The 12,542-nt window shown below is 69.2% G+C and carries 10 protein-coding genes and 1 other RNA gene; 5 read left to right on the top strand and 6 right to left on the bottom strand.

All coding sequences use genetic code 11. The features are described from left to right. Positions 1 to 11: 11 nt before the first annotated feature. Positions 12 to 932: a pentapeptide repeat-containing protein gene (locus KEG57_RS17200; protein WP_272420697.1), complete on the bottom strand. Its 921-nt coding sequence runs from the start codon at positions 930 to 932 to the stop codon at positions 12 to 14. A 69-nt stretch (positions 933 to 1,001) separates the two neighbouring features. On the opposite strand from KEG57_RS17200, the gene KEG57_RS17205 reads away from it, so the two are divergent. Together KEG57_RS17205 and KEG57_RS17210 are read left to right on the top strand one after the other, a co-directional pair. After that, a complete protein-coding gene (locus KEG57_RS17205; RefSeq protein ID WP_272420698.1) occupies positions 1,002 to 1,958 on the top strand; it encodes a hypothetical protein in 957 nt (318 codons plus the stop codon). Positions 1,959 to 1,978: 20 nt separating this feature from the next. Next, entirely contained in the window at positions 1,979 to 3,970 is a 1,992-nt protein-coding gene (locus KEG57_RS17210) for an ATP-binding protein (protein WP_272420700.1), read from the top strand. Between the two features lie 50 nt (positions 3,971 to 4,020). On the opposite strand, the gene KEG57_RS17215 is transcribed toward KEG57_RS17210, so the two are convergent. Further along, positions 4,021 to 4,434, bottom strand: a complete 414-nt coding sequence (locus KEG57_RS17215; RefSeq protein WP_272420702.1) for a DUF7478 domain-containing protein — start codon at positions 4,432 to 4,434, stop codon at positions 4,021 to 4,023. A 319-nt stretch (positions 4,435 to 4,753) separates the two neighbouring features. Between KEG57_RS17215 and KEG57_RS17220 the strand changes: the two genes are divergently transcribed. Next, the gene (locus KEG57_RS17220; RefSeq protein ID WP_308215630.1) at positions 4,754 to 5,605 is read left to right on the top strand and encodes a tyrosine-type recombinase/integrase; all 852 of its coding nucleotides are present in this window, start codon (positions 4,754 to 4,756) and stop codon (positions 5,603 to 5,605) included. A gap of 20 nt (positions 5,606 to 5,625) precedes the next feature. Here KEG57_RS17220 and ssrA read toward each other — a convergent pair. Then, positions 5,626 to 5,973: a transfer-messenger RNA gene (ssrA, locus tag KEG57_RS17225) on the bottom strand. Between the two features lie 308 nt (positions 5,974 to 6,281). Here ssrA and KEG57_RS17230 point away from each other — a divergent pair. Then, positions 6,282 to 6,557 carry an oxidative damage protection protein gene (locus KEG57_RS17230; protein ID WP_272420704.1) on the top strand — a complete coding sequence of 92 codons (276 nt, stop codon included), beginning with the start codon at positions 6,282 to 6,284 and terminating at the stop codon, positions 6,555 to 6,557. A 22-nt stretch (positions 6,558 to 6,579) separates the two neighbouring features. Here KEG57_RS17230 and KEG57_RS17235 read toward each other — a convergent pair whose 3' ends face one another. The 3 genes from KEG57_RS17235 to KEG57_RS17245 all read right to left on the bottom strand — a co-directional run bounded on the left by KEG57_RS17235 (position 6,580) and on the right by KEG57_RS17245 (position 11,165). Beyond that, positions 6,580 to 9,807, bottom strand: a complete 3,228-nt coding sequence (locus tag KEG57_RS17235; protein ID WP_272420706.1) for a DUF4215 domain-containing protein — start codon at positions 9,805 to 9,807, stop codon at positions 6,580 to 6,582. A 96-nt stretch (positions 9,808 to 9,903) separates the two neighbouring features. Beyond that, positions 9,904 to 10,371 (bottom strand): hypothetical protein, encoded by a 468-nt coding sequence (locus tag KEG57_RS17240; RefSeq protein WP_272420707.1) that lies wholly within the window; start codon positions 10,369 to 10,371, stop codon positions 9,904 to 9,906. Positions 10,372 to 10,391: 20 nt separating this feature from the next. After that, positions 10,392 to 11,165 carry a hypothetical protein gene (locus KEG57_RS17245; protein ID WP_272420710.1) on the bottom strand — a complete coding sequence of 258 codons (774 nt, stop codon included), beginning with the start codon at positions 11,163 to 11,165 and terminating at the stop codon, positions 10,392 to 10,394. A 163-nt stretch (positions 11,166 to 11,328) separates the two neighbouring features. Between KEG57_RS17245 and KEG57_RS17250 the strand changes: the two genes are divergently transcribed. After that, the gene (locus KEG57_RS17250; RefSeq protein WP_272420712.1) at positions 11,329 to 12,456 is read left to right on the top strand and encodes an esterase/lipase family protein; all 1,128 of its coding nucleotides are present in this window, start codon (positions 11,329 to 11,331) and stop codon (positions 12,454 to 12,456) included. The last annotated feature ends 86 nt before the right edge of the window (positions 12,457 to 12,542 follow it).

Consider the following 12,542-nt stretch of genomic DNA (forward strand, 5'->3'; position numbering starts at 1 on the left):
GATCCTCGTCGTCACCTCCCGGTGACGTCCTCGAAGACGGGCGGCTCGCCGCCGAGGGCGTCGAGGTGGGCGCCTTCGAGCTTCGCGCGCCGGAACGTGACGGCGCGCATCGTGGCGTTCGTGAATCGAGCGCCGCGGAGGTTGGTCTCGAGGAACTCGACGCTCTCGAGCGTGGCGCCCGTGAAATCGGCTTCCGGAAGCGCGGCGAGAATGGGGGCGATCTGGCTCCACGAAGAGCCGCGGAACGAGGCGCCTCGACCGGCGATGCGCTGGAGCCCCGAGCCCACGATCTTCGTCCGCTCGAACGTCGCGGCGTCGACGAGCGCGTCGTCCATGTCGATGCGGAGGAGCTCGGAGCCCGTGAAATCGGCGCCCGTGAGGCGAGCCTTCGTGAAATTGGCGTAGCGGATGACGGTGCCCGTGCAGCGTACCCTTTCGAGGTTCGCGCCCGAGAGCCCCACATCATCGAGGTTCGCCCCCGAGAGATCGGCGTCCGAGAGCCTGGCCTTGCCGAGCTCCATCTCGTGCAGGTCGGCCCCGGCGAGGTTCGCGCCCGAGAGATCGACGAGGACGAAGTGCAGAATCTCGGGGCGGCGGCGATTGAATGCATCGATGTCGTCCCAGAGGAGGCGGAGGAGCTCGACGCGCTCGAGCTGGCCCGGATCGTCGTCGGCCGCCCGGAGGCCCGTGAGATCGGCGCCCTCGAGCCTCGACATCGTGAGCAACATGGCGCGCACGCGCGCGCCGGCGAGCCGCGCTCCCGTCAGATCCACCCCGGAAAGGCGAGCGGCCGCGAGATCGCGCCCCGCGAGATCCGCGCCCCGAAGATTGATGCGTACTCCGGGCGCGAGCTTTTCCCTCTGCGCGTTGAATTCGGCCACATCACGCAACAAGAGCTCGAGCCACGCGTCGCGATCGTTCGGAGAGAGCATGTACGCTCCTCTATCACCACCGCGGGCAGGCGCCCAGACGTGGAATGAATGGGCCTCGGAGATCTCCACATGTCCCCGTCGAACGTGACCTCCATCGAGCGAGCCGGCGAGCGCGCGGCCCGCTTCTCCCTCGCCGCCACGAGCATCGGCCTCGATGTGCGGCCGATCGTGCCCGCGCTCGTCGCGCTCGCGCCCGAGCTCGAGCGCTGCTTTGCCGTACGCGTCGCGTCCGGGCTCGCGTCGATCGCCCTCGTCACGCGCGGCGATCCGGCGGACGGGAGCGGGTTCGGCGAGCGGCTCGGCGATCTCTTCGCGGCGATCGGGGCCGGCGGTGATGTTTCGCCGCCCGCGACGAGCGGGCTCGAAGAGCACGGCGGACCCGTCGCGGTCACGATCGGGCTCGACGACGAGGGGGTTTCGCTCGCGATCGAAAAGAGGAGCACGCCGGGGGGATTCAGCCTCGCGACCGCGCTTGGCATGCTGCTCGGCGGTGGTTGCGCGGGTTTGTCCACGGGGGCCGCCTCTTCGCTGCTCGATCTCGGCGCCCATTGGAAGACGAGCGCCGACGCCGTGTCCGATGAAATGGATCCCCGGGGTCGCCATGGCCGGATGGCGTTCGTCCTGCGCGCCGATCGGCCGCTCGACGACGGCGCGAGGCGCGTCGAGGGCGTGATGCGCGCCCTCGGCGTCACCGAGCCGCAGCGGAGGTGGTTCGTCAAGACGTACGGCGCGCTCGCGGCGCCCGGAAGGGCCATTTCCGCGCGGCTCGTGGCGAGCCCGGAGGGGCTCTCGCGCGAGGTCGGCGTCGAGTACCGTGCGGTCCCGATCGAGGACGTGGTCAAGGTGTGGACGACGTTCGACCCTCTGCCCGCGCTCGGCACGCGCCTCGGCGCGATCGCCGGAGCGCTGAACGTCGAGCGCGCGGCCGCTTTCGAGGTTCATTTTCGTTCGACGGAGCCGCCCGGCCTCTCGGTCACGTTCGACATCGGCGCCGAGCCCTCGAGCCTCGCAAGCATCACGCCCTGACGAACTCCACGAGATCTGCGATGAGCAAATCCACCACCTCGGACCAGCTCCTCGTTTCCCAGCCGACGGCGACGACGACCTCGGGGTTGTCGCTCCGAACCTTCGCGCTCGCGGCCGTGGCGCGGACGACGCTCTCGGGCAACGTGAACGCGGGAGTCGAGGCCACGGTCTTGCGGAATCATCTCACGGCGGCCGTCGCGCCGACGGGCTCGTGGAGGACTTCGCTCGCCGCGTACCTCGAAGCACCGGCGCCGGCCGATCGACCGCTGCTCGATCTCTCGCGAGCGCTCGGTTCGTCGCTGGTCGAGGCGCTCACGATCGCGCTCGCTGCCGCGGTCGACGAGGATCCACTGGTGGGGCGGCTCGTCGCGCACGCGCTCGGGCGCGCGGACACGGCGAGGCCGACGCTCGGGCTCGTCGCAGAGGCGTTCGCCGAGGCGACGAGCGAGGGTGCGCGCGCGCTGGACATCATCCTCACGGGCGCGGCGCTCTCGAGTGGGCTGCTCGAGCTGCGCGACGAGGCCGCGCCGCTGCCGGAGCGGGCGCTCGTGGTGCCTTTGCCGCTCGTCCTCGCGTTCGCGGGGCGAGATCAGGTTTTTCCCGGAACGATGATCGGCCTCGGCCGGTTGTCCGCCGTCCCGCTGCACCCGTCGCTGCATGAGGAGGCGCGGTCACACGCGCGGGCGCTCGCGGCGGCAGGGCCGGCGCGGCGCGCGCTCGTCCTTCGCGCGTCGCCGGGCGCGGAGGGGCGCACGATCGCGACCGTGATCGCCGCGGAGCTCGGGGGCCGCGCGGCGTTCGTCGAGACGGACCGGACCGCGGGGCTCGGGCCGTGGCTCTTTTCGAGGCGGCTCTTGCCCGTGTTCTGCTTCGATCTCGCGCCCGGCGAGCGCAAGCAGATACCGGTGATCGCCCATTACGGAGGCCCAGTCCTCGTCCTCTGCGGGTCCGACGGCCATATCGACGGGCGCGAGCTCTCGCCGCTCGAATTCACGCCGGCGCGGCCCTCGCGGGCCGAGCGCGAGCCGCTCTGGAGGGATGCGATCGGCGGGGACGAGCTCGCGCAGAAGCTCGCGATCACGCACCGCCACCGGGCCGGGCGCATCGCCGAGATAGGCCGCATCGCCCGTCACCACGCGACGCTGTGCGGTCGGGAAAAACCACTCGAAGAGGACGTGCTCGCGGCAAGCCGGACGAGCGAAGGCGGCGGGCTCGGCGCGCTGGCGCAGCCGATCGCGGACTCCATCGGCGACGACGCGCTCGTGCTCGGGGAGGCATTACGCACGGAGCTGCGCGTCCTCTTGCTTCGATGCCGCAGCCGCGACGAGCTCGCCGAGGGGCTCGGTCCTTCGGCGCGCGCGCGTTATCAGGCGGGCCTGCGGGCGCTCTTCATCGGGCCGTCCGGCACGGGAAAGACGCTGGCGGCGGCCTGGATCGCCACGCAACTCGCGTTGCCGCTGTTCCGCGTCGATCTCGCGTCCGTCACGAGCAAATACATCGGCGAGACCGAGAAAAACCTCGCGCAGCTCTTCGCGCGCGCGGAGGAGACGGAGGTGGTGTTGCTGTTCGACGAGGCCGACGCGCTCTTCGGCAAGCGCACCGACGTCCGCGACGCGAACGACAGGTTCGCCAATGCGCAGACGAATTACCTCCTGCAGCGCATCGAGTCGTTCGACGGGATCGCCATCCTCACGAGCAATGCGAAGAGCCGGCTCGACGCGGCGTTCGCGCGCCGGCTCGACGCGATCATCGAGTTCCCGCTGCCGGGGCCGGAGGAGCGGCGCGCGCTCTGGCTCGCGCACCTCGGCGGGGCGCACCGGATCGCGCCGCGGGACCTGAATCGCCTGGCGGCCGCGGTGGATCTATCGGGCGGGCACATCCGCAACGTGGTGCTGACGGCGGCCGTGCTGGCGCGCGAGGAGAAAAGGCCCATCGAGATGGCGGATGTCGTTTGCGGCCTCGCGGGCGAATATCGCAAGCTCGGCCGCTCCGTGCCGGCGGAGTTCCGGTAGGTCACAGCGGGCGCGGCCCGGCGCGCCTCCCGCGACGAACGACCGAGGCGTCACCGGCACACGAACGGAATCGGATCCCCGGTCGCGTTGCACTCCAGATCCGCGTTGCACCCCGTGGGCTTGCACAGGCCGTTCGTGCAGACGAAGTTGTCTTCGTCGCGCGTCGGCGGCGCGCCCAGGGTCACGCAATCGGCTGCGACGCTGCACTTGCGTACGCAAATCTTCAAGAGGTGGTCGGCGAACTTCGCGCACACCAGGTCGGGCTCGCCGAGGGCATTGATGCATTCTTGGTCGGAGCCACAACCCACGTCCCGGCACATCCCATCGATGCAGGCGAAGTTGTCGGCGTCCTTGGTCGCAGGGGCGCCCGGATGGAAACAATCGTTCACCGAGGTGCACGGCGTGTAGCAGCGGTTGCCGGGGAACGGGTCCGGGCTCGGCGCGCACACCGACGTGAGGGTCAAGGTCACGTCTCGCGCTCGAGAGGTTCACGATGAGCGTGAGACGTAGAAAGTGGCGCGATCCGGAGACGGGCGTGACCAAGGAATGCTGGATGATCGACGTGATGGTGGAGCACAAGGACGGCCGGCGGGAGCGGGGGCGGAGGGTCGCCCCGGTCCAGAACAAGCAGGCCGCCGAGCAGTACGAGCGCGACCTGCGCGCCGAGCTGCTCATGGGCTCCTCCAAGGTCGAGAAGGAGGGGGTGGAGGAGGCCCCGCGGTTCGAGGCATTCGCCGGGGAGTTCCTCGCGACGTACGCGAAAACAACAATAAGCCGAGCGAGGTGCGGTCGAAGGATGCAATCCTCCGGGTGCATCTCGTGCCTGCATTCGGCAAGCTGCGCCTCGATGCAATCGGACCGAAGGAGGTCGAGACCTACAAGGCCCGAAAGCTCAGGGAGGGATTGTCACCGAAATCGGTGAACAACCACCTCACAGTTCTGCGTCGGCTGCTCGCGCTGGCCGTGGAATGGGGGAAGCTCCGGACGGTGCCAGTCATTCGTTGGCTTCGCGTTCCGGAACAGCCTTTCGATTTCCTGAGGTTCGAGGAGGCCGCCAGGCTCGTCAGCGCAGCGGACTTGTCGTTATGGCACACGATGATCGTCGTGGGCCTGCAGCAGGGCGAGCTCCTCGCGCTTCGGTGGGAGGACGTCGACCTTGCGGCCGGGCGGCTGCTCGTTCGCCGCTCCGTCGTCGATGGCATCGTCGGAACTCCGAAGAACGGAAAGGGCAGGGAAGTGCCGCTCGGGGAGGAGGTGCTCCGCATCCTCAAGGCATTCCGCCACCTCCGCGGACCGCTCGTCTTCTGCGCAGAGGATGGCCGCATGCTGAAGAAGGGCGAGTGCAAGCACCCGCTCTGGCGAGCGTGCCGTCGCGCCGACCTACGTCGGATCGGCTGGCACGTGCTCCGTCACACCTTCGCGAGCCACCTCGCCATGAAGGGGGTCGCCCTCAAGGCGATCCAGGAGCTCCTCGGCCACGCGACGATCGAGATGACGATGCGCTACGCGCACCTGTCCCCGGACGTCCGCCGTGGTGCCGTCAAGCTCCTCGACGGTCCCCCGACGCCCGACGAGGGCGCCGTGCAAGCTCACGGCACATACACGGCACATGAGCGGAGGCTGAAGCAAAAATAGCGAGGTTTCCCGAAGAAATTGAGTGGAGGCGCCGGGAATCGAACCCGGGTCCGCAAGGCCTACAGTTCACCTTCGTTCACGTGCGTAGTCGCCGTATCCCCTGCGACTGGGTCCGCGGATTCGGCCGCGACCTATCCCTCGCTGTTCTCGACCACGCTATCGAGGGCACCCTCGCGCGGTCCAGCCCTCGTGGTTGACACCCTTCGGATACCAGGACGATCTCTCCGTCGGGCGGCTATCGTCGGTTCTTAGGCCGCGAGAGCGTATGCGTTGTCGTTCGCACGTATAACGTCCCGCTTGATAGGCGGTGCAGGAGCCGCCAGCACGCAGATGAACCTTCGGTCCCCACGTCGAAGCCGATCGCCCCCTCGTGGTGACCTCGGACCTTCGAGAGGTCCGAGCCACGAAAGCATAGGACACCACCCTTTGACGTCAACCCCTCCGTTGGGCGCCCTAGGGGTTTCGCTCGGGCGAGCTCGGCTCGCGCCCCGACCCCGGCCTCCTTTTGCGAGGCTTCCGTCGTGTTTGGGGCTCGCGACCGGGGCCGTCAACGTCTTCGTCGGTTCGGCGCGCCCCTCGACGACCTTTCGGGGCTCGACTAGACGGAGAGGGGCCCCCAGGGTGGCGCCGGACGGGCGCACTTGGCCGGGTCAGGGCTCTTCCCAGCGAGGTCGACATGTCGAGGATGGTGCAGTGCGTGAAGCTCGGTCAGGAGGCGGAAGGGCTGGAGAAGCCGCCCTTCAAGGGGGCCCTTGGCCAGCGCGTGTTCGATAACGTCTCCAAGCAGGCGTGGAGGATGTGGCTCGAGCACTCGAAGATGCTCATCAACGAGTTTCGCCTCGACCTCATGAGTGAGCACGGTCAGCGCATCTGGATGACCGAGTGCGAGAAGTACTTCTTCGGCGAGGGCGCCGCGCTCCCGCCCGACTTCAAGCCCGAAGAGAGCAAGTAGCCGCACGGGAGCGAGGCGCGGATCACTGGAGCTTCCAGACCGCGCCGTTCGCGACCGTCGCTGTCTCCACGAAGTAGAGCGTCTTCGTCGCTCGGTCGAACGTCATCGCGAAGTCCGTCGTGTCGCCGAGCGTCGAGATGCTCGGGATGTGCGTGAACGAAGGGCCTGCCGGATCCACGACCGCGTGGATGAACCCGCCGTTCGATCGCACGTAGAGGTGCTGCGGCGTGACGAGGTCGTCGATCTCCACGTTCGTGCAGAGCGTGCTCGTGTCGATCGTCGCGAGCTTCGTCGCCGCGCTCGTGAAGGACGCGCGTGGGATGCGGTAGACGCCTTCGCTCGACGTGCCCACGGTTCTTCCTGCCACGTAGACGAACTGCGTGTCGGCCGCGAGGCCCACCACGTAGTCGACGCTCGTGTTCGTCCCGAGGTGCACGGGCGCGCTCGGCGCCGTCGGCGAGAACGAGTAGAAGTCTGTCTTCCCCGACGTGTTTTGCGTCGCGAGCAGCAGGTTCGTCCCGTCGAACGTGACCGCGTAGGAGCCCGAGCTCGCGGGGTACGAGGGCGTGAGATCCCAGGTCGTGGGACCCCACGTCGTGCCGTTCAGGATGCGGAAGAGGCGGCTCGCGCTGGTCGTCGTCGTGCTGTCGACGCTGAAGAGCTGGCCGTTCGCGAACGTGAGATCGTAGCCGAGATGCGTCGTCGTGAGGCCGTCGGCCGTGCCTCGCTGGACGGCTTGCGCGCCGCCTGCGATCGGGAACTGGAAGACCTTGCTCGTGCCGCCGACGAAGATCTCCGTGCCGCTCACCGCCATGCCGTAGGTCGACGACGCCGTCGAGGGGAACGTGACGCCCAGCGGAACCGGCGTCTTCACGCCGCTGTAGACGATGTCCGTGATCGCGAGCGACGTGATGGTGCCGCCCACGGGGACCGCGACGTAGAACTTCGTGCCCGGCGGGTAGACGCCGCCGAGGCTCGCGAGCGGGCTCGACGGACCGCAGAAGATCTGCTGGTTGCTTGCGTCGAAGAGCGCGATCGTGCCCACGGGATCCCCTTGCAGGGCCAGGGCGCCGTTCTGCACGGTGTAGACGTACCAGTGCACGTTCACGCCGGCGGAGAAGCAGCTCGGCGGATCGAGCCGCATCGTCGAGGTCGGGTTGATGGGGACCGTGCCTGCCGTGAGGAGGGGCTCCGCCGTCCCCCAGCTCTCGCCGGGGCCGGGGTTGATCTCGCGGATCTTCACGGTCGCGCCGTTGAAGTCCTGGCTCGTCGCCTCGGTGCTCACCCAGACGTAGAGCGGGCCCTGGGGCGCGGGCATCGTGATGTTGTGCGTGTCGGCGTTCGCGCGGCAGTTGTACGAGACCTTCGTCGGTGACTCGGGATCACACTCGTTCAGGACCTCGACGTTGAGCGCGCTCTGCGTGAGGACCGGATCGAGGTTCTCGACCTCGACCTGCAGGATGCTCGTGGGCGAGGATTTGTCGTACTCGATGACCGCGTCGACGCCGTGGATGTCGCCGTAGGTGGTGTGGTTGTCGCACGAGATCGAGCCCGGCTCGCCCCAGGTCGCGGCCATGTCGAAGGCGTTCACGGTGTCGGGGAGCGCCCAGACGTGCGGGTCTTCGGGCTGCGCGGGGGGCGTGTAGTTCGCGCTCGCCGTCGTGTACGGCGCGAAGCAGCCCTCGCCTTCTGCGGCCGCGGGATCGATCTCCTCGATCGTCACCGTGACGGGCGGGAAGGGGGTGCCGGTGGCATTCTTTGCGATCCAAACGAAATAGGTGCCGGGTGGGCCGTCGACGTTGGCGCCCCACATCTGCTTATACCAGAGGCATTTCTCCGACACGGCGAGCGTGGGGTCGCACGTGCCGCTCATGATCTCGATGTCGAGCAGCGCGCTCGCGGTGGTCTGCGGGGTGCGCGCCTCGACGTGCAGGAGTTTGCCGCCGTTCGCGAGGTCCGGGGACGTCTTCACGTACTTGATGACCGCGTCCGGGCCGATGCCGTTCGGGTCGCAGGCGAACGCGCCGTCGGTCGTCGTGACGCTGGCCTCAGCGAGGGACCATCGGTGCAGGTTGCCGATGACGAGCGCGTTGGCTTGCGTGAGGGGCTGGGCGCAGGAGTCGCCCGAGGGCGCCTGGCAGGAGGGCAGGCAGCCGTCGTCGGTCGCGGTGTTGCCGTCGTCGCAGGCCTCGCTCCCCGCGGCGATGCCGTCGCCGCAGCTCGTCGCGCACGCGCTCGGCGTGCCCGTGCAGGTCCAGCCGGGCTCGGCGGCGCAGGTGTCGCTGCAGCCGTCGTTCGCCGCGGCGTTGCCGTCGTCGCAGCTCTCCGCGCCGACCTTTTGCCCGTCACCGCAGATGCCGGCGCATGCGCTCGGCGCGCTGCCCGTGCAGGTCCATCCAGCCTCGATCACGCAGGCTTCGCTGCAGCCGTCGCTCGCCGCGGTATTGCCGTCGTCGCAGGCCTCGCTCCCCGCGGAGATGCCGTCGCCGCAGGTGGTCGCGCACGCGCTCGGCGCGCCCGTGCAGGTCCAGCCGGGGACCAGGGCGCACGCGTCGCAGCCGTCGTTCGGCACGGGGTTCGCGTCGTCGCAGGCCTCGGCGCCTGCAGGAATGCCGTCGCCGCAGCTCGTCGCGCAGGCGCTTGGCATACCGTTGCAGGTCCAACCAAGATCGACGGCGCACGTGCTGTCGCAGCCGTCGTTCGGGGCCATGTTGCCGTCGTCGCAGGCCTCGGCGCCCGCGGGAATGCCGTCGCCGCAGAGCGTGCTGCACGTGCTTGGCGCGCCGGCGCAGACGAATCCGGGCTCGACGACGCACTGATCGTCGCACCCGTCGGATGCCGTGGTGTTGCCGTCGTCGCAGCCCTCCGCGCTCTCGACGGCGCCATCTCCGCAGACCGCGCTCGCGCCGCCCGAACCGCCCGCGCCGCCGGCTCCCCCTGCGCCCCCGATTCCGCCCGCGCCGCCGGCTCCCCCTGCGCCGCCGATGCCGCCCGCGCCGCCGCTTCCCCCTGCGCCACCCGCGCCGCCTTGGCCGCCCGAACCACCGATCCCGCCCGAACCTCCGGTCCCGCCGACGCCACCGGTCCCGCCCGAACCGCCCGTGCCGCCGATGCCGCCGGCTCCGCCCGATCCTGGGCCGCTGTTGCTCGAGCTCGTCGTGCCCGATCCTTCGGGCCCCTCGTCTCCGCACGCGACGAGCAAGGCCGCCGTCGCGAGCGTCACCATCGACATCCAGCGTGTTCGTTTCATGGGACAAACCCCAGAACCTGTGGCCGGTCCGTCCGGCGTCCCACTATCGGACAAACCGCTACGTGTTCAGAACAAATTCGTGCGGTGCGCCGCGGCTCACGGCGGGAAGTCGAACGCGCGCACCATGTCCGCGCCGACGGCGTGGCAATCGGTGCAGATCGACGGCGCGCCCGAGTAAAGCGACTCCCCCTCGGGGCTCCATTCCACGAAGAACCACGCGCCCCCGCGCTTCTCCATCGCGGCCACGATGTGCGGGCTGCCGTCGTCGTCGAAGCCGTCCTTCACGAGGAGCGCGCCGTCGGGCCATGCCGTGATCTTCGGGCCAAGGAGTGCGCCCGCGACCACGTCGTTCATGAAAATCTCCACCGACGTCCCGTGCCGCGCGCTCGAACTTTTCCGCGTCTCGTAGCCCGGCGCGCGCTCCCACGTGCGGTACTTCGCGTCCTTTATCCGCGTCCAGAGCTCGTCGGCGCCGTCCGGATCGTCGTCCTGCCGGCAGCCGATCGACAGTGCAGCGAGGAGCGTCATCGCCGCGATCCCAAGCACGTTCACGAGCCTCGACATGAAAGCCTCCCCGTCGTCATTCACGGCAACTTCGGCGGCGGCGGAAGCGCGCCCCCGCGGCGCACGAACGCCACGATCGCCTTCCCCAGCGCCTTTTGCGCCTTCTCGCACTTCGGGTTCGCCTGACCCGCCGACATACCTTTGCACTCCTTCTTGTGCTCGGCGGCGCGGGTCGCGATCTTCTCGTCCTCGAGCAGCGCTTGCTGCACGTCGTCGTCGAGCTTGCGCCACGGGATCTCGGCGTGGAGCGGCTCGGGCGGCACGCGCATCCGGATCTCCTCGGCCTGGAGCGAGGCGCAGCTCCCGTTCCAGCGCAGCACGTCGTAGCTGCCGCCGCTCGCGCCGCTCACGACCATGCCGCCGGTGTTCGGCGTTCGCTTCACGAGGATGATCACCTCCTCCTCGAACTCGAGCTTGCTGCTCGCAGACGGCCCTCCGGAGGCGTCCCACGCCTCGGTCGCGCGGGCCAGATATCCGCGCACCCATGGCGTCCCCTTGCCGAACAGGGCGAGCGCCATCTCCGGCATCCCCGCGGCGCAGAGGCGTTGCACGAACGCGCTCGGAGGCACGCAGAGGTCCGAGCCCTCGTTCGCGCACGCCGTGGGGAACGCGACGGGCGCCTCCTTCGGCGCATCGAGGCCGTCGCCGACGTCGGCCTTGGGCGCGGGCTTCTCTTGGGACGCGTCTTTCGCGGGCTCGGCCGATCCGCCGCAGCCGGAGAGGGCGATCGTGAGCGAGGCGGCGCCGAGGACGGAACACCAAGCGCGGCGGCGCGTGGGGGCGGGGAAGGACACGTGCATACGCTCCAAGCTATCCGAACGTCCGGTGCGTCGGGGCGCAAAGTCGGTGCGTCGCCGGGGTGGAAGCGCGTCTTCCCAGGGGCGCGCATCCTTGACGCGACGAGATCGTCGTTCGACGCTGTTCGTGCCGCCTTCTCACGCCTTCGGAGGGATGGATATGCGCTTGCTCGACCGGATGCTCGCCGCGCACGCGTGGCCAACGTGCGCGCTCGTTTTGATGGGCCTCGCCGCCGCGTGTGGTTCGAGCGGAGAAACCACGTCGAGCGGGCTTCTGTCCGGTGGCCACGGGGGGAGCGGCGGCGTGCTCACGGGCGTGGGCGTGGGCGGCTCGGGCGGGGCGTCGTCCGTGTCGTCATCGAGTTCCAGCGGCGAAGGCGGCTCGGGCGGGGGCGAGGTGAAGCTCGGGCCGCCCTATCCGATCGTGCTCTCGCACGGATTCTTTGGGTTCGAAGATTTCGCTGGGGCCGGTTTCGCGACCTATTTCTACGAGGTCAAAGATCACCTCGCGTCGCAGGGCGAGGTCCTCGTGTTCACGCCGGCGGTCGATCCGTTCAACACCTCGGACTTTCGCGGCGCGCAGCTCGTCGAGCACATCGAGCAGATCCTCGCGATCACCGGCCACGAGAAGGTCAACATCATCGGCCACTCGCAGGGCGGGCTCGACGCCCGCGTCGCGGCGAATCTCCGACCCGACCTCGTGGCCAGCGTGGTCACGGTGGCGACGCCCCACGGCGGATCGCGCGTCGCGGACATCGCGCTCGATCTCGTGAGTGATCCGGCCGCGCAGGACGTCGTGAGTGATCTGCTCGAGATCATCGGCGCGCCGCTCTACGACGAGTTCGGCGAGCAGACGAACGTATGGAAGCCCCTCGAGCTCTTCAGCCAGCCCGGGATCACCGCCTTCAACAAGGCGCACCTGGACGAGCCCGGCGTGTTTTACGCCTCGATCGCGGGCCGCACGGACCTGCACCTCGGCGGCGACATCTGCGACGCCGACGTCTCGCTGCCGTTCATCGCCGAGTGGCAAGGAAAGCTCGACACGGTGGATCCGCTGCTCTCGGTCTTCGAGACGATCCTCGACGGAGGCTTCGGCGATCCGTATCCGAACGACGGGCTCGTGCGCGTCGTCGATTCGAAGCGCGGCGAGTTTTGGGGCTGCTTGCCCGTCGATCACCTCGACGAGGTCGGCCAGCTCTTCGGCGACTCGGCCGGCATCGGCAACGGCTGGAAGCACAAAGTCTTCTACGCCGACGTGGTGGCCGAGCTGCGCAAGCGCGGATTTTAGCCGCAACGCGCAGAGCACGATCGGAACAGCGTAGCAGTTTTCCGGCGGCCCCAGCGCGTCGGCGCGCGCTATCGAAGAGGACGACG

This window comes from Polyangium jinanense, from assembly GCF_028435365.1.

What these genes read in the sequence shown, in the direction of transcription:
- KEG57_RS17200 (WP_272420697.1), bottom strand. Translation starts at nt 932, where the DNA reads ATGCTCTCTCCGAACGATCGCGACGCGTGGCTCGAGCTCTTGTTGCGT.
- KEG57_RS17230 (WP_272420704.1), top strand. Translation starts at nt 6,282, where the DNA reads ATGTCGAGGATGGTGCAGTGCGTGAAGCTCGGTCAGGAGGCGGAAGGG.
- KEG57_RS17235 (WP_272420706.1), bottom strand. Translation starts at nt 9,807, where the DNA reads ATGAAACGAACACGCTGGATGTCGATGGTGACGCTCGCGACGGCGGCC.
- KEG57_RS17210 (WP_272420700.1), top strand. Translation starts at nt 1,979, where the DNA reads ATGAGCAAATCCACCACCTCGGACCAGCTCCTCGTTTCCCAGCCGACG.
- KEG57_RS17250 (WP_272420712.1), top strand. Translation starts at nt 11,329, where the DNA reads ATGCGCTTGCTCGACCGGATGCTCGCCGCGCACGCGTGGCCAACGTGC.
- KEG57_RS17240 (WP_272420707.1), bottom strand. Translation starts at nt 10,371, where the DNA reads ATGTCGAGGCTCGTGAACGTGCTTGGGATCGCGGCGATGACGCTCCTC.
- KEG57_RS17205 (WP_272420698.1), top strand. Translation starts at nt 1,002, where the DNA reads ATGTCCCCGTCGAACGTGACCTCCATCGAGCGAGCCGGCGAGCGCGCG.